The sequence below is a fragment of the Streptomyces sp. NPDC048473 genome (genome assembly GCF_043200155.1).
In the GTDB taxonomy this organism is placed as follows: Bacteria; Actinomycetota; Actinomycetes; order Streptomycetales; family Streptomycetaceae; genus Streptomyces.
The window spans coordinates 1-16,311 of record NZ_JBICXE010000086.1 but is presented as its reverse complement, the minus strand read 5'-3'; the positions used below and the strand labels follow the sequence as shown (position 1 = coordinate 16,311).

Genomic DNA, 16,311 nt, shown 5'->3' with positions numbered 1-16,311 from the left:
AGAGCCACACCGATGATGGACGTGTCCATGATGACCGCGAACTGGGCCAGGGCTATGAGGACGAGCGCCGTCCAGCGGCGTGGACTTGGAGGGGCAGTTGGGGTTGACATAACTATCTCCTATACCGGAGGGGGGTATATCTTCTCGGGTCAGCAATATACCCCCCTCCGGTATCACGAACTGGCTCGGTCCCCGAATCGCCAGCGGCTCTTCCCCGTCTGGGAGCGACAGGTCGAGGTCAAACGTCAGCGACACCACGGCGGCGACCTCGCCGCCGTCCTGCAGCAACCAGGGCGACCACGTCACGAAGAACCGTTCCGCCCATGGACTTGCGGAGTACCGTCGGTACGCGCTCACCGCCGCAGGTCTTATCCCGAGGCAGTCGCTTTGACGCCGCTGATCGCCTCGCCCCACTGGCCGGACCTGGCCGTTGGCGCCGCCACCAGGAAGTCCTGTTTCTTCGCCGAGGTGGGCAAGCGCGTTCTCCTTCGGGAGGGAAGGTCGTGAGAAGGCGCAGAACTCCCAGACAGAGCAGCGTGGTTGCGGTACCAGCGCCCGAAAGATGCCAGATCGAACTGCGCGGGCCAGACCGCCGCCGACCACGGCAGTCCTTCATCGCCCAGCTAACGTTCCGCGCGCGCATACAGCGATGGGGAAGAAAGGGTCGAGATCCCCGAGGCCGGACATCTCGCATGGCAATGGGCGCCATTCGGCGGCTACTTGCTCTGCACGTTCAGTTGTACGTGACTGGGGACACAGGTGTACGCCGACAGCGCTGCGACAACGGCCAAGAATTCCACGTGCTGCCCGGCGGACGTGTCGAGCCTGGTGAGACGGCTGCCGAGGCAGTCGGCCGTGAGGTGCGGGAGGAGACTGGACTGCGGGTCAGTGTCGGTGAACTGCTCTGGGTCCGCGAGTACCACGTTTCCCCCGAGTTTCGAGAAACGGGAGTTGCACGCGCCTTGGTTGAGGAGTTGTTCACTCGGGTTCCCAACCAGCAGATCATGTTGTCGGCGTGGGACCGCGAGCTGTACGAGGTGTGGCTCAAGCTCGGATTCAGTTACGTCCCTGAACCCGGTGAAGCGCCGGGGTATCGCGGCTACTTCGGCGACATGATGCGCCCTCCGGTAGAAGGTCCGTCCTGAAGGTTCAGACTTCGTCTGCCCGCTCACATCTTCCACTGGCTATGGCGGGCGGGTTCCTCCGCTCATATTGTCCTGTCACGTCTACGTATGCGACGACGAGATGGACACCGGCGGCTGCGATGGTCCTCTGCGCGAAGATGGGTGTGTGGACAAGATCAGCGCAACGGAACAGGCGACATCCAAGGACAGTAGGTCCGACCGACCTGCCCCGGTCTCGATCGACTACCCGCCGGTCCGTAACGGCGTCGATTACCTGGCCAGCGTCGTTCAGCACCTCGGCTCCCCTGCCCTAACCCGCGGCGAGGAGCACCTTCCGGGCCCGCGCTCAGTCAAGTACGCGGTCCTCCACCTTCAGGCAGCCGTAGAGGTGCTGCTGAAGGCACGCTTGCAGCGCGAACACTGGAGCCTGGTCTTCAGTAACCCCGCCACCGCCACGCGCGACAGCCTCGCCGACTTCTCCTTTGAGAGCTGCACCACCAACGCAGCCGTGGAACGGCTGCGCAACATAGCCCAGGTCCCCATCAGCGCCGCGGAGGCCAAGGCACTCAAGGACCTGGCACGAGACCGGAATGCCCTTCAGCACTACGGCTTCCAGCACAACGTGCGCGCTGTTGAATCCCGCGCAGCCATCGTCCTGGACTTCCTAACGCGATTCCTGGACACCGAGTTGCTCCCAAAACTTGGCCCCGACGAACTGGCGTCGATCCATCCGGACCTCGAGATGGCCCGGACACGTCTCACCGACATCAAGTCCTTCGTCCGCCAGCGCATGAACCGGCTACGCGGCAACGATCTGGCCGGCCTTGAGCGTCGCACCGCCCACTGCAACGAATGCCGGCAGGACGCACTAGTTGTCGATGTCGATGGAGCGCGGTGCCACTTCTGCTCCGTAACCTGGACCGTGAAGCAACTGCTGGCTGACGTCTGGCGCGACCCCGACCCTCAAGGCAGCCCCGGCATGGACTGTCCGTCCTGCCATGCCCATGCGCTCCTCGACTGCGCCGTATTCGTCGATCCGTCGAGTAACAGCGCAATGTACTGCCTCGTCTGCACCAAAGAGTTCGACAACCTCGGCCTGTGCAAGGGCTGCGGCTGCTCCTGGCCCAAGGACGACGAATCGGTCAAGATCACCGGTCAACTGCTATGCGCCGACTGCCAGGACCGGATCCGGCGAGAAGAAGACGAGAAACACTGGCAGTAAAACGGACGGTCATCCGGTTCCCGCGCGACGCCCAATTTCCGCTCCACCTCAGCGAGTAGAGTTGGACCCAGTGTCGGCAACGTCCACCGCCTCAGTGGGGGGGGCTTGTACACGGTGGGCTACCCCACGTCGACGCCGTGCGCTCTGGCTAGGCCGTCGAGTCCGTCGGCCCAACCCTGTCCGACCGCTCGGAGTTTCCACACCGGTAGGCCGTTGGGGGACCGATGGCGGTACAGCTCCGCGACGACCATCGCGCGGATGGCAGGGTCGGCGCGCGGCTGGAACGTCCAGGTGGCCGCGGCACATCCCATGGTCAGTTCTGCGTGGGTGAGGGCACCGCATGTTAGTCCGGTGTCGACGTCCATGTTGATCGCGATCGTCATGCGCTGGACGTGCTCTGGGAGTGCTGTGAGGTGGATGGCGGCGCGCTCGACGGTGTGGGTGTCGTTGTTCTGCTTGCCCAAGAGGCGCGCGGCCCCATGGGCGCCGGACGGCTGGTTGTAGAAGACGAAGTCCTCGTCTGAGGCGACCTGGCTCTGCTCGTCGGTGAGGAAGAGGGTGAGGTCGGCGTCTGCGCCGCCGAACCTGAATGCGATGGTCAGTCCTTCCGCTGCCTCGTCGGGCAGTGTGAGGTTCTGGCCGGGCGTGAGGGCCGTCGGAGCAGGGGGAGCGGGATCGCCGGTGGCGGGCGGTTGGGCCGAGGGCGGGACCTGGTTCTTCCACTCGGCGAAGGTGCGGATCTGATAGTGGTCCGGGGCCGGCGCATCGGGGGTGGCCGGGACATTGGCACGGAGGTCGCCGTCCAGGCCGGCCAGTGTGGCGTCGGCCGTGGCGGCGTCGTCCTGGGCGTGGTCGAGCAGGCTCTGCAGGCCGGAGAGTCGACTGGTGTCCAGGGGTTTGATGGTGCTTGACAGGTTTCCGGAGGCGGTCGTGGTGACGGCGCAGGCGACGTCCTGGCCGATGTCGAGGAATCGCAGGGCGTCCTCGGGCTGCTGCCAGGGGCCCGGCTCGATGGCCTGGCGGGTCCACCGGCCGTACGCCACGAATCCCAGCCGCTGGGTGTCTGGCATGCGGGTGATTACCGCGAGGTCGATCGCGGTGATCCCCGGGGCGACGGCGAAGCCTTCCTTGAGGGTGGCGATGATGTTGGATCCCATGGCCGTGAGCCACCAGAGGACCCGGTCGCGCTTGGTGAGCGTCTTCAGCGTGGGGCGTCCGCTGGAGGTGACCCCGGGGGTCTGGTCGGGCAGCGAGTCGATGTCTTGCTGGCGCATGACCACGGACATGACGGAGCCGTCGACGCCGACCGCGCAGCCTGCGGCGGGGTTGTCGGAGAAGGCGTAGTTGACCGTTTCGCACACGGTCGCCTCGTCGTTCGCGACGAGGGACTGCCAGCACTGATGTGCTTCGGTGGTCAGCTGGCCGTGGACGCTGTGCAATCTGGACTGCTCCGCGGCCAGGTAGCCCGGCGCGTCCTGTTCTGCCCGCCGCTTCGCTTCCGCGCGTTCGGCGCGGGCGAGTACGCGGAGACCCGCGAGGTGAAACGTCTTCGCTTCGGCCAGAGCCCAGGGAAGCCCGAGCTGCGGGGGCCCAGGCACGTCCGGTGGGCGCACGGGGGAGAAGGACTGCAGGTGCACGCTCGTCATCTGCTGACGCAAGTCCCGTAGGTGCGCGATGGCCGCGTCGCGTTCCGCTTCCTGCTGGCCTCGCTCGGCCTGCCGGCGAGCCCGTTCCAGCTGCGCACTTGAAGGCACGGCGGCCCGCGGGCGTGCTCCGGGACGTGTCGTGCGACTCGTACTGGTCCGGCGGCGCCCGCCGCCCAGGGCGCTGGAGGCATAGAGCGGGCCTAGTCCGGACGAGAGGGTCGTCCGCCCGCCGCCTACATTCACCCTGGCCATCCGCGGCCCGAGGGATGTTCGTACTCCCCGGGTCGAGACGCGCACGCTCATTCCGGGCACACCGACGCGGAATCCGAAGCCCATGGGCCTCCCTTCTACGGAAACGAGTCTGTCAGCACCGGGGCGCCGCTGCTCGCGCAACCGGGAGAGAGCCCAGGCCCCGATTTTCGCGGAGTAACTGCTCTCGCGGTGATTCAAGCGCTCCTGTGGAGCGGAGGCGGTATGCCGAAGACAACGATGAGGCTCGCGCGCCGGGCGCGAGCCCCGCTCGGAAGTGCCCTCCTACGCCGACGGCCGCACTGCCAACTGCTTTGCCCATTTGCTGGGTATCCCGGTTGTTGCGCCACTGCACCGGGTTCTGGCTTGTGAGAGATCGGACCTGTGTGTCCTTTTCCGCCTTCGTCGATCACCAGTGCGGGGCGTAGCACCACCGGGCTGTTGAGTCGTGTCCTATAGGTAGCCGTGCCGTGGACTGGGCACCATCTCACCGCTGACTGTCTCGACGGCTCGGTGGAGAGGAACGGAAAGCTCGTGGAGGAAGAGGCTGCCACCCTGACCAGTGCACCAAGGAACTCGGACCGTGCGTTGGTTGAGGGTGAGGTCGTCCTTGGCGTGGATACGCACCGGGACGTCCATGTGGCCGCTGTGCTCTCCTTGGTTGGGGCGGTCATGGATACTCGCTCGTTTCCTTCCACGGCGGTGGGATATGGGGAACTTTGGGAGTGGGTTGGTCGTCTGGGTACGGTTCGCCTGATCGGGGTGGAAGGGTCCAGCAGCTACGGGGCGGCCCTCAGCCGATACTTGCTGGCGCGCCGGGTCGAGGTGTTCGAGGTGAGCCGGCCTGATCGCTCTGTTCGTCGGCGGCGGGGGAAAACCGATGCGGTGGATGCGCAGGAGGCGGCGCGGGCCGCGCTCAGCGGTCGCGCCCGCTCGCGGGCCAAAGCTGGAGATGGGCCGGTGCAGTGCGCCCGTCTGCTCAAACTGACCAAGGACTCCGCAGTCAAGGCCCGTACGCAGGCCATCAATCAGCTCAAGGCGGTTCTGATCACCGCTGATCCCGGCCTGCGCGAGGAACTGTCCGGACTGAAGACCACGGCCTTGGTCCGCGCTTGCGCGCAGTTCGAAGGCCGTGAAATTGGCGATGGTGGGCCGAATGCCGTGGAGCAGGCCACTCGCGTCGTCCTGTGCCTGCTGGCGCAGCGGATCGAGCATCTGAGCGGGCAGATGCGTGACGTGGAGAAGCGCCTGACTGAGCTGGTGGAGCGTCACTTTCCCTAGTTGCTCCGGCCGATGGGGATCGGCCCGGACAGTGCCGCCACGTTGCTGATCACGATGGGGGACAACCCGGCACGTCTGAGCAGTGAGGCGTCTTTCGCGGCGCTGTGCGGGGTCAGCCCCGTGGAGTACTCCTCCGGGCGTCAGTATCGTCACCGGCTCAACCGAGGTGGCGATCGAAGAGCCAATGCCGCCCTGTATCGGATCGTGCAATCGCGGCTCCGGTTCGATGCGCGCACTCGCCGGTACTACGAGCGGCGCATCGCGGAGGGCAAGACCCGCCGCGAGATCATCCGATGCCTCAAGCGGTACGCCGCCCGCGAGGTCTTTCACCTGGTCCGGTCCCCATCTGTATAACAGCCGGCCGAGAGAGCTCCAGAGGCGGCGCGGAGAGAGAAACGAAGGCTGTGCCAAGAGCGAGGCAACCGGATCAAGCCCAAGTACGGAATAGGGTCTGATGCAGGGTTGGGTGACATGTTCGGTCACGCGGCCTGGAGGGCCGGTGTCTTCATGACGGTTTCGAATTCGACAAGGTCAGCCGGCCGAGTGAGGTTTGTCTGCGTCGTCGGTGGTAGGTCTTCTCGATCCAGGTCACGATGGCGATCCGCAGTTCCTGGCGGGTGGCCCACGTGCGACGGTCGAGGACGTTCTTCTGCAGCAGGCTGAAGAAGGACTCCATGGCCGCGTTGTCGCCGGCCGCCCCGACCCGCCCTATCGAGCCAACGATCTGGTGATGGTCGAGTGCGCGGACGAACTTCCGGGACCGGAACTGCGACCCGCGATCGCTGTGCAGGACACACCCGGCGACACTGTCACGCCGGGCAACAGCGTTGTCCAGGGCGGCGACGGCCAGGCGGGACTTCATCCGCGCGTCGATCGAGTAGCCCACGATCCTCTTGCTGAAGACGTCCTTGATCGCGCAGAGATACAGCTTCCCTTCCGCTGTGGGATGTTCGGTGATGTCGGTGAGCCACAGCCTGTTCGGGCCATCCGCGGTGAAGTCGCGGCGGACGAGGTCGTCGTGCACCGGCGGACCGGCCTTTTTGACCATGCCGCGCTTCTTGCCGAACACACTCCACCAGCGGTTGTCCCGGCAGATCCGCCACGCGGTCCGGTCCGCCATGCCTGCTCCAGTGACTCGTGCTTCGTCGGCCAAAAAGCGGTAACCGAACTCCGGGTCCTCTCGGTGGGCGTCGAACAACGCGTTTGCGCGATACGCCTCCTCGACCGCAGCGTCGGCCACCGGCTTGTCGAGCCAGCGATAGTAGGGCTGTCTGGCCAGCTTGAGGACCCGGCACGTGACCGTGACGGGAACCCCGTCCACGGCCAGCTCTCTCACGAGCGGGTAGATCCTTTTCCCGGCAGATGTGCCTGCGACAGGTAGGCCGCCGCCCGGCGCAGGACCTCGTTCTCCTGCTCCAGCAGCTTGATCCGCCGACGTGCTTCCCGCAGTTCCGTGCTCTCCTGACTGGTCGTACCGGGCTTTGCCCCGTCGTCGATGTCCGCCCGGCGCATCCACTTCCACAGCGTCATCGCGTGGACCCCGAAGTCGGCGGCCACCTGCTCGGCCGTCACGCCCGGGCCGCGGTTCCTCGCGACCCGCACGACATCCTCGCGGAACTCTTCCGGATAAGGCTTGGGCACAGCGACATCCTTCCAACCCGCCCCACAGGGCAAGCCAGTTCAGATGTCACCCGATCGTGCATCAGACCCCGCCTCCACCATCGAGGTGTTGCGACGACCGGTTGAATCCGCCCAGTACACCAGTCAGCAATTCGCCTCCCTGGCTGACCAGTTCGGCATCCGGCTGTCGGTCGGCTGCACCGGCCAGTGCTGGGACAACGCGTTTGCCGAGTCGTTCTTCGCCACCATCAAGCGAGAGTTGCTCGGCACCGCCGCCTGGACCAGCCGGGCCGCCGCCCGCACCGCGATCTTTGATTTCATCGAGGGCTGGTACAACTCGCACCGACTACACAGCAGCCTCGGCTACCGCAGTCCCGCTGACTACGAGACCGCACTCGTCGCCTGACAGTGAGGATGTACGTGAGCGTTCCACCACACCAATGGCGTCCGTCAAAGCGGAACAAGCTCACCCCCCGTCCCCCGATCAGGCCGGGACGGGGAGACCGGCCGACGGACGGACGAGTGGCGCGGAGGAAGACGAGGAGACGCACTCAGTCACCTACAGCGAACCGGTGCTGACGGACCAAAAGGACAATCCGCCCGCAGTCGACGCGAGGTACGACCCTCCGACGAGACGCTCAGTCCCGCCAACCGCGCGTGTGAGCCCTTGCGCACGGGGGGTGTGGGCCCGCGTCGGTCAGCTCGAGCCGTTGGGGTGGAGTACGACCTTGGTCCAGCCGTCGTCACGGGCGTCGAAGTGCTGGTAGCCGACGGGGGCCTGGTCGAGCGGCAGCTCGTGGGAGACGATCCAGGAGGGCTTGGCCTTGCCCTGCTCTATCAGGGCGCACAGCTGTCGGTTGTATGCCTTGACGTTGGCCTGCCCGGTCCCCATCGACTGGCCCTTGAACCAGTACAGGCCGTAGTCGAAGGCGACCTCGCCGTCCTCCTTGTACAGCTTGTCCGGGCTCCCCGGGTCGTGCGGCACGAAGACACCCACGACCCCGATCGTCCCGGTGAACTTCACCGAGTGCACCAAGTTGTTGAGCGTCAGGTTCGGGTGCTCGACACCCTGAGGGTCGTGCGCCTGGTAGCCCACGCACTCACACCCACGGTCGGCCCCCAGACCGTTGGTGAGCTCGTTGATCTGGTCGATCGGCGAGGCCTTGGAGTCATCGATGGGAATCGCACCGATCTGCTCTGCGAGCGCGAGCCGGTCCGGATGACGGTCGACAACCATCACCTGCGCCGCGCTCTTGAGATTTGCCGACAGCGCCGCCATCAGACCGACCGGGCCCGCGCCATAGATGACAACGGTCTCACCCGGCTGCACGCCGGCCAGCTCCGTGCAGTGCCAGCCGGTCGGGAAGATGTCGGACAGCATCACGTAGTCGGTCTGCTTCTCCCGCGCATCCTCCGGCAGCACCAGGCAGTTGGAGTCGCCGTACGGAACCCGCAGGAACTCCGCCTGACCGCCGTTGTAGGGGCCCATTCCCGCGAAGCCGTATGCGGCACCGGCCATCGTCGGATCCACCGGCGTGGTCAGGCAGAAGGCCGTCAGCCCGTTGTCACAGTTGCGGCAGAACCCGCAGCTGATGTTGAACGGCAAACAGACCAGGTCCCCCACCCGCACACGGTCCACGCCGTCGCCGACCTCAATGACCTCCCCCATGTTCTCGTGGCCGAGGACACGCCCCGACTCCATGTCCGTGCGCCCCTCATACATATGCAGGTCCGACCCGCAAATGTTGGTGGAAGTGATCTTCACAAGCACATCCGTCGGCCGCTCGATCCTCGCGTCCGGCACGTCCTGCACGCTCACCGAACGCGGCCCGTCATACACCAGAGCCTTCATGGGGATTCCCTCCTGTCCGATATGGATTCACGAATGAATCAACCGCGATTGCTATGCATGCGCCGCGGGAAGCGCGCCCGGAGGACGCGCATGGCTACCAGCGCCGGTACACAACTGACCGACACGTGGTGAAGAGGTTTCGCAAAATGCTCACTCATTTACCGGGGAGCCGCACGGCACCAAAGGCCGGGCCACTGCTTCCCGGTGGCTCTGCGACCGCAGCAGCAAACGCAACCAATGCGCCGTCCAGAGCACTCAATCAAATCCTCCCACCGGGACACTGCATGTCAACCGGAGATCGGCGAAGAATATTTGGTCATCCCTACTGCAGGGCCAACCGTGACGGAACTACGGGAATTCCATGTCACAGCACTGCGGGTGACGGTCGCGGAAGCCGGGAACGAAGAAGGACTGGACGACTCCAGGACGCAGTGGACCACGCCTGCCGTCACCGAGATCGCTGTGGCCGCCGTACCGTCTTCGCCCGGAGGCGTGTACACCTTCCTGCCGCTCGGCGACGACCTGACCCCTCCGCTGGCCGGCCGTCTCAACGCGCCCTTCTGCACCAAGAGCAACCGCACGGGATACGACAGGGAACACCCGCTCAACACCATGCTCCTCGACGCCGCGGCGCTGCGGGACAGCGCGGAACCGGACGCCGCACGGTTGGCGGTGGATCTTGTGAGCTGGCAGGCGGCGTGGGCCGGGCGGCTGGCCGCGGCGGACTCAAGGACGAGGGCTTCTCGTAGCCGAAGTGATCGGTGATCTCATCTCGCTCTCCAGGGCCGACTCTGCAACAGCCGCCCTCACCGGTCAGCTGCAAGCCCTCGCTCCGGGCCCGGTCAACCAGCATCGCGACGGGTTGCTCGTCCGACGCAGCCGACGGCATGCATCCCACCACCGCCGACCCCTCCACGGACTCGTGCCCGATCGTCTCGCTGACTTGGCGTCTCTCCCTTGATCAGCAGATCCGCCGTTGATTAGCCTCGCCGTTTCGTTTGGGTGCGGCGGCTGGTGGGGCGGAAACGCGAAAGTGACTTCCTGACCTGGGACGATGAACCTTGCTGAGGGGGTTCTGTCGGTCCAGGCGGAGGGCACTTTCTACGTGCAGGCTATCGGTTCACGTCCCAAGCTCGTTATTTCCGCCGATGGTTCGGGGGTGGTCGGGCATGCCGGTGCACGGCTGCCGGCTGATCTCGCTGATGCCACCGGGCTGACCGCCGCGTACTCGACCGCGCTCAGGCCCCTTCGGCCGCGCGGGACCGGACATGATCCGGGCCGGATCGCCACCGACCTGGCGGTGATGCTCGCCGACGGCGGCGAGGCCATCGCGGATCTGGCCGTACTGCGGGACCAGGCGGGGCTGTTCGGCTCGGTCGCCTCGACACCGACGGCCTGGCGGCTGCTCGCCGACACCGACGAGAAGACACTGGCTTCTCTGCGCTCGGCCCGTGCCCAGGCCCAGGAAGTCGCCTGGCTGCAGGCCGCCGAACACGGCGAGGGCATACCCGCAGTCCGGGCCGCGGGACACATGCTGCCCGGACTGGTCCTGGACCTCGACGCCACGCTGATCACCTGCCACTCCGAGAAAGATCAGGCCGCACCCACCTATAAGGGCGGCTTCGGCTTCCACCCGCTGCTGTGCTTCCTGGCCAACACCGGCGAGGCAGTGTCCGGCCGGCTACGTCCCGGAAACACCGGTGCCAACACCGCGAGCGACCACATCACGGTGCTTGATCAGGCACTCGCGCAGATCCCCGATGCCCACCGGCACAACACCGGTGCCAACACCGCGAGCGACCACATCACGGTGCTTGATCAGGCACTCGCGCAGATCCCCGATGCCCACCGGCACGGCACCGACATCCTCGTCCGCACCGACAGTGCCGGATCCGCGAAAGCCTTCCTCGCCCACGTCCGCGACGTGCGGAAACGAGGAATCCGTACCTTCTTCTCGGTCGGATACGCCATCACCGAGCCGGTCCGCCGCGCTGTCCGGGCCATGCCCGGCCACCTCTGGCATCGCACCCTTAACCAGGACGGGACTCTGCGCGCTGGCGCCGAGGTCGCCGAGCTGACCGGCATGGTCCATCTGGACGGCTACCCGGCCGGCACCCGCATCATCGTGCGCCGAGAGCGGCCGCACCCCGGCGCCCAGCTGTCCCTGTTCGACCAGGACGAGGGCCTACGGCATCAGGTGTTCCTCACCGACACCCCGTACTCCGGCGGAGGTTCCGCCCAGTTCCTGGAGGTCCGTCACCGCGGACACGCCACCGTCGAGGACCACATCCGGTGCGGCAAGAACACCGGCTTCGGCCGCTTCCCCTCCCGGGACTTCGGCGTCAACGCCGCCTGGCTCGAACTCAGCCTCGCGGCGACCGATCTCCTGGCCTGGACCCGCCTCCTGCTGCTGGACGGCGAACTCGCCGCTGCCGAGCCGCCGCCGTGTACGGTGCCTCCGACGGCCTCACCACTGTCGCCGTCGACGCCGTGGCCACCGGAGGTCAGGCCGGTACCTCGTCTCGCATCGAGAACTACCTTGGCTTCCCGTCGGGCATCTCCGGGGGCGAGCTCATCGAACGCGCGGTGATCCAGGCCCACAAGTTCGGTGCCCGCCTCATGGTGCCCGCCCAGGTCAGCGAGCTCACCCCACACGACGACGAGTACGTCGTCACCTTCACAGACGGGTCCCGGGCCCGGGCGGGCGCCGTGGTGCTCGCCTCGGGCGTGTGGTATCGCAGGCTCGAGGTGCCCGGCATCGACCGCCTGGAGGGCATCAGCGTCTACTACGCGGCGACGGTCCACGAGGCCAGTCTCTGCCAGGCGGATCCGGTCGCCGTGGTCGGCGGCGGGAACTCCGCCGGGCAGGCGGCGCTGTTCCTCGCGAACCACGCGTCCAGGGTCCGCCTCCTTGTCCGGGGCAGTGACCTCGACGCGGACATGTCGCGCTACCTGGTTGACCAGGTGGAACGGCACCCGAAGATCGAGGTGCTGCTCCACACCGAAGTCCAGGGCGTCTCCGGGGAGGAAAAGCTGGAGTCGCTGATGGTGGAGGACAATGCAAGTAGTGAGCGCCGGGAACTGCGGGCCGCGGCGCTGTTCGTGTTCATCGGGGCCCGGCCGCGCACGGAATGGCTCAGGGGCGTCCTGGCCCTGGACGAGAAGGGCTTCGTCCTCACCGGCGCCGACGCCCAGGCGGCGGCCGACGCGACCGGGTGGGCCTCGCTCGGCCGTGGTCCGTTGCTGCTGGAGACCACCCTTCCCGGGGTCTTCGCCGCCGGCGACGTCAGGAGCGGTTCGGTCAAACGGGTGGCCTCGGCCACCGGTGAGGGTGCCATGGCGATCCGCCTCGTGCACGAGCACCGGGAAAAGACGGGCAACCTGGTCAGCAGCGCGGGCCCCGAGAGGCGTCGCCAGGTGGCGGGCCAGTCCGTGCCTGGCGCTGACCCTCCCCCTGACGGACCCCAGACGTGATGAACCGGGCGAGGCAGAGGCAGTACCCGGTCATCGGGCTGGCGCCCGATGACCGGGCGCAACGACTCCTGCGTGAGCAGGAGCGCCGCGGTGACATGGACGAGCACGAACAGCGTGGCGTACAGGCGGGCGATGCCGATGAACAAGGTGATCACGGTGACGAGGTTGAACAGGCGGGCCTGCTCCCGGAGATCTCGTCGCGCGGACGGTCCCACAGTTCGTGGTCGACGACCAGCCGGCCGACCAGCGCGGTGATCGACAGCAGGGTGAACACCTCGTCGCGGAGCGGCCTCACATAATGGGTGACCCGCCAGATGTCGCTGCTGATGAGGCCGAACGCCGCGGTGGCGACCATGCCAGCGAGCGCTCGGGAGAGGCCGGTGAACAGCAGCCAGGGCCGGTTGACGCGGACCATCCCGTCCAGCAGCCGCCACCTCCGTCGGCCCTCCCGGATCGGCCACGAGGACGACGTCGAGCCGCGGCCGCTGGGGCTGAACAGCCGGCGCTGGGGGTGTGGTCATCGATCGCCCGGTACGCGAGGGTGCCGGTTTGTGAGTGTAGGTCGGCCCGGGGTCGTGCGGCCGCCGAGCGCGGCGCCACCAGGAGGCGGCGGCGCGGCCGACGCGACCTGGCGGGGTGTTCCGGCTAGGCTCCACCCGTGACGTGGCTGCGGGCCTTCGGGGAGGTCGTGCGATCCGGGCTCGCGATCGAGGAGACGCGGCTGGAGCCCCTGCTCGCGCTGCGCACGGCTGCTGGGGTGGCGATCGTCATCGGGCCGGCGCTGTGGCTGGTCTCTCCTGCGTACGCCGCGTCCGCCGCCCTCGGTGCCTACTCCGCGGGTGGGGCCACCTTCCAGCGCACCTGGCGTCCACGCAAGGTGATCGCGCTCGGCGCGGGCGCGGGTCTGGCGCTCAGTACGTTCGTCGGCTACCTGGCGGCGGGGCGACTCGTGACGTTCCTCCCACTGCTGGCCGTATGGGCCTTTGCCGCGGGGATGGCGTGGGCCGTCGGATCGACCGCTGGGATCGTCGCAGCGACGACGGTCGGCAGCATGCTGGTGACCATCACCCTGCCCACGAGCGTCGAGCGAGCCGTGGAGCACGCCGGGGTCATCGCGCTCGGAGGCGTGGCGCAGGCCGTGCTGATCTTGCTGTTCCCGATCCGCCGTTGGGGGGCGCATCGTGACGCGCTCGCCGACGCCCTGGCCGCCGTGGCGGACTACGCCCGCCGGCTGCGGCACGACCCGACTGCCCCGTTCGACCCGGAGCCGTTGATGACGGCCCGGGACGCGGCCGCCGTGACGCCATCACAGGCCCGAACCCGTCCCCCCGCCCTCCACGGCCCCCGGGGCCTCGCCGAGCGCATTCGGCCGGTCGTCGCCGCGCTCGCCGACCCGGACGTCGGCGCCCCGGCGGAGGGACCCGGGCGGGACCGCGCGCGGGAGTTGATCGACGCGGCCGCCGACGTCCTGGACGTGGCCGCCCGTTCGATCCGCCGCGGCACTCCCGCCGAGGTGCCGCCCGGGAGCGCGGACGTCCTGCGCGTCGACGAGGAGCATGAGGTGCTGGAGGGGCCCGCCCGGCAGGCCGCCGAGCGGCTCGTGGAACTGCTCGGCGAGGCGTTGGAGACCGCCGGGAGCGGGAAGACGCCCACGCAGCCCGGCCCCGGGGGCGCCCAGTTCCTGGTGCGCCCGACAATGTTCCGGCTGCTCCCGGTCGTCGTCCGGGCGGTCCGCCGTGAGCTCCGCCGGGACTCGCCCGTGTTCCGGCACGCCGTCCGCCTGGCGGCGGTGGCCACGCTCGGCTATCTGATCGCCGCCCGGCTACCGCTGGGCCACGGCTACTGGGCGCCCATCGCCTCGGTGATGGTGATGCGGCCGGATTTCCACCGGACGTACGCGCGTGCGGTGGCCCGTCTCGCCGGGACCCTGGCGGGGGTCGCGCTCGCCACCGGGATGGTGCGGGCCCTGGGCCCGGACGCCCATGTGTTCGGCGCGCTGGCGGTGGTCTCGGCGGGCCTGTCGTACACGCTGATCCGTACCGGCTACGCCTACTCCCAGTGCTTCACTGCCGCGTACGTCGTCTTCCTGCTCGGCATGGGCGGCCAGGCATGGGAGCAGACGGTCCCGGAGCGGGTGGTGCTCACCCTGCTCGGCGGGGCCCTGGCAATGCTGGCGTACGTGGCGTTCCCCGCATGGGAGACGCCCCGGCTGCCGGGTCGGCTTGCGGACTGGCTCGCCGCCAACGGCCGCTACGCGGCCGCGGTGCTCCGCAGCTACGCCGAACCGACCCGGGAGCATCGCGCCGACATGCGCAGGGCACTGCTGGCGAGCAGGGAGGCACGTGCCGCCTGGCAGGAGGCCTACGACCGGGCAAGGCAGGAACCGGTCCGCCCCAGGGGCCTGACGTCGCGCGAGGCGGAGGAGGCGCAGGAGGCGCTCAAGGGGTTCGGCCGGGCGGCGATGCTCATGGAGAGCCACGTCCCGCGGGCCGAAAGCCGTTTCGTCCCCGAGGCGGAGCGGTTCGCCGAGGCCCTGGAGGCGGACACCGCGCAGGCGGCAGTCGACGTGCGCGAGCACAGGAATCCGGACTGGGGGCGCGTGGAGGAGGCGCTCCACGCGTGGGAGGGCGCCGCCGCCGGGGACCGGAGCCCGGTGGTGCGGCGCGGGGCGGAACTACAGAAGCGGGCCTTGGAGGACCTCGCGACGGCCGTGAGCCGCACACCCCTGGAACGGGACGTCGGCTCCGCTCGCGAGGAGCAGCGGGTGCGGGCGGCCGTGGCGGCGGAAGGTGACGATCAGGACCCGCGCCCCGGGGTGGGTGACGGCGCCGGCGACGGGGAGCGCCCCGCCTCCTGGAGCGGGAAGTAGTCTCCCGGCCGCGTCGACCGCCGCCATACGTACGCCGCTGTCGCCATCACGAGGATCAGCCCTGCCAGGATGAGCAGTTCGATCCCCTCGATGTTCCACCGGAAGGACTTCTCCGCCTCGGCCGTCACGATGAGCACCTTGCGGATGCCGGCAATCAGGCCGACGACGAGGAACGGCTCCGCGTCGAGGGTCTGGTTCCTGATGGTGAGGCGGACGGTGTGGAGCAGCTCGGCCACGATGAACAGCACAAGGCCGTTGTCCAGTGCGGAGAGAACGACCGTATCCTCGCGGTACGGCCCCTGGATCGACCTGATGACGTCGTGGACGACCCCGACGGTCAGGAGCCCCGCGAGCAGTACGAGGAGCGCCGCGACGACGAGGTGGATGCCGTCCTCGATGAGCTGCAGGAGGCCCTGTACCCGGCCGCCCTCGGTCTTCGGGAGAGTGGGTCGCACAGTCAGCATGCTAGGGCCTGTTGCGAAAATGCTGGTCACAGACATGCGGGGTCGGTCGTGTTGTGCTTTCGTGCTCCGGTGAATCGACAGGGTGCTCCTACGGCCGACGAAACTCCGACCTGCCGCATCCGGCGGCGCGACGCGTCTGATCTCGATGAGTGCGTCGACGTGCTCGCCGAGGTCCATGACAGGTGACGGCTATCCGGCGAACTGGCCTGAGCGTCCCGGCGAGTGGCTGATGCAGCCTTCCCTGTTCGCGGCCTGGGTGGTGGAACTGAACGGACACGTAGTCGGTCACATCGGTCTGTCCCGCAGCGGGGCGGGAGATATGGCACCGGTCCTGTGGAGCCGCCGCCTCGTGAGCGTCCGAGCCCGTGGTCGTCCGGCTCAGTCCCGGTGCCACCAGGCGGCTCCTTCTGGAGATCCCCATTACCGTCTTCGTTGGCTCCGCAATGGGGCTCCCGGCCTCCGGGCCCGGCATGACTTCCCCCCCCTTGTTAACCATGACAATGCCGTTGC

Annotated in this window: 11 protein-coding genes and 3 pseudogenes; 9 read left to right on the top strand and 5 right to left on the bottom strand. The window is 67.9% G+C overall.

Going from position 1 to position 16,311, the window contains the following annotated elements; all coding sequences use genetic code 11:
• Nucleotides 1-692 precede the first annotated feature (692 nt).
• On the top strand, nt 693-1,145 hold the full coding sequence (locus ACGFU7_RS45345; RefSeq protein WP_393704404.1) for an NUDIX domain-containing protein: 453 nt from the start codon (nt 693-695) through the stop codon (nt 1,143-1,145).
• A 145-nt stretch (nt 1,146-1,290) separates the two neighbouring features.
• Nucleotides 1,291-2,346, top strand: coding sequence for a hypothetical protein (locus tag ACGFU7_RS45340; RefSeq protein WP_393704402.1), 1,056 nt, complete (start codon nt 1,291-1,293; stop codon nt 2,344-2,346).
• A 119-nt stretch (nt 2,347-2,465) separates the two neighbouring features.
• On the opposite strand, the gene ACGFU7_RS45335 is transcribed toward ACGFU7_RS45340, so the two are convergent.
• A complete protein-coding gene (locus ACGFU7_RS45335; RefSeq protein WP_393704400.1) occupies nt 2,466-3,992 on the bottom strand; it encodes a TerD family protein in 1,527 nt (508 codons plus the stop codon).
• Nucleotides 3,993-4,775: 783 nt separating this feature from the next.
• Between ACGFU7_RS45335 and ACGFU7_RS45330 the strand changes: the two genes are divergently transcribed.
• Together ACGFU7_RS45330 and ACGFU7_RS45325 are read left to right on the top strand one after the other, a co-directional pair.
• Nucleotides 4,776-5,522, top strand: a complete 747-nt coding sequence (locus tag ACGFU7_RS45330; RefSeq protein WP_393704399.1) for a transposase — start codon at nt 4,776-4,778, stop codon at nt 5,520-5,522.
• Between the two features lie 12 nt (nt 5,523-5,534).
• A complete protein-coding gene (locus ACGFU7_RS45325; protein WP_393704398.1) occupies nt 5,535-5,876 on the top strand; it encodes a transposase in 342 nt (113 codons plus the stop codon).
• Between the two features lie 125 nt (nt 5,877-6,001).
• Here the strand turns inward: ACGFU7_RS45325 and ACGFU7_RS45320 are convergent.
• Nucleotides 6,002-7,163: pseudogene (locus tag ACGFU7_RS45320) on the bottom strand (IS3 family transposase).
• Nucleotides 7,164-7,251: 88 nt separating this feature from the next.
• On the opposite strand from ACGFU7_RS45320, the gene ACGFU7_RS45315 reads away from it, so the two are divergent.
• Nucleotides 7,252-7,548 (top strand): transposase, encoded by a 297-nt coding sequence (locus ACGFU7_RS45315; protein ID WP_393704396.1) that lies wholly within the window; start codon nt 7,252-7,254, stop codon nt 7,546-7,548.
• Nucleotides 7,549-7,839: 291 nt separating this feature from the next.
• On the opposite strand, the gene ACGFU7_RS45310 is transcribed toward ACGFU7_RS45315, so the two are convergent.
• A complete protein-coding gene (locus ACGFU7_RS45310) occupies nt 7,840-8,994 on the bottom strand; it encodes a glutathione-independent formaldehyde dehydrogenase (RefSeq protein WP_393704395.1) in 1,155 nt (384 codons plus the stop codon).
• Between the two features lie 339 nt (nt 8,995-9,333).
• On the opposite strand from ACGFU7_RS45310, the gene ACGFU7_RS45305 reads away from it, so the two are divergent.
• The 3 genes and pseudogenes from ACGFU7_RS45305 to ACGFU7_RS45295 form a co-directional block, all read left to right on the top strand.
• Nucleotides 9,334-9,759 (top strand): hypothetical protein, encoded by a 426-nt coding sequence (locus tag ACGFU7_RS45305; protein WP_393704393.1) that lies wholly within the window; start codon nt 9,334-9,336, stop codon nt 9,757-9,759.
• Nucleotides 9,760-10,048: 289 nt separating this feature from the next.
• A pseudogene (locus ACGFU7_RS45300) lies at nt 10,049-11,434 on the top strand (transposase); the annotation flags it as partial.
• Nucleotides 11,431-12,468, top strand: a pseudogene (locus ACGFU7_RS45295) (NAD(P)/FAD-dependent oxidoreductase); the annotation flags it as partial. The pseudogenes ACGFU7_RS45300 and ACGFU7_RS45295, both read left to right, overlap by 4 nt.
• Nucleotides 12,469-12,619: 151 nt before the next feature.
• On the opposite strand, the gene ACGFU7_RS45290 reads toward ACGFU7_RS45295, so the two are convergent.
• Nucleotides 12,620-12,883: a hypothetical protein gene (locus tag ACGFU7_RS45290; RefSeq protein ID WP_393704391.1), complete on the bottom strand. Its 264-nt coding sequence runs from the start codon at nt 12,881-12,883 to the stop codon at nt 12,620-12,622.
• Between the two features lie 243 nt (nt 12,884-13,126).
• On the opposite strand from ACGFU7_RS45290, the gene ACGFU7_RS45285 reads away from it, so the two are divergent.
• Nucleotides 13,127-15,337, top strand: coding sequence for an FUSC family protein (locus tag ACGFU7_RS45285; RefSeq protein ID WP_393704389.1), 2,211 nt, complete (start codon nt 13,127-13,129; stop codon nt 15,335-15,337).
• On the opposite strand, the gene ACGFU7_RS45280 is transcribed toward ACGFU7_RS45285, so the two are convergent.
• Entirely contained in the window at nt 15,265-15,801 is a 537-nt protein-coding gene (locus tag ACGFU7_RS45280) for a phosphate-starvation-inducible PsiE family protein (protein WP_393704387.1), read from the bottom strand. The genes ACGFU7_RS45285 and ACGFU7_RS45280 overlap by 73 nt on opposite strands.
• Nucleotides 15,802-16,311: the final 510 nt, after the last annotated feature.

Coding starts and splice junctions, on each gene's coding strand:
- ACGFU7_RS45345 (WP_393704404.1), top strand. CDS start 693: ATGGCAATGGGCGCCATTCGGCGGCTACTTGCTCTGCACGTTCAGTTG.
- ACGFU7_RS45335 (WP_393704400.1), bottom strand. CDS start 3,992: ATGACGAGCGTGCACCTGCAGTCCTTCTCCCCCGTGCGCCCACCGGAC.
- ACGFU7_RS45325 (WP_393704398.1), top strand. CDS start 5,535: ATGGGGATCGGCCCGGACAGTGCCGCCACGTTGCTGATCACGATGGGG.
- ACGFU7_RS45310 (WP_393704395.1), bottom strand. CDS start 8,994: ATGAAGGCTCTGGTGTATGACGGGCCGCGTTCGGTGAGCGTGCAGGAC.
- ACGFU7_RS45290 (WP_393704391.1), bottom strand. CDS start 12,883: ATGGTCCGCGTCAACCGGCCCTGGCTGCTGTTCACCGGCCTCTCCCGA.
- ACGFU7_RS45280 (WP_393704387.1), bottom strand. CDS start 15,801: ATGCTGACTGTGCGACCCACTCTCCCGAAGACCGAGGGCGGCCGGGTA.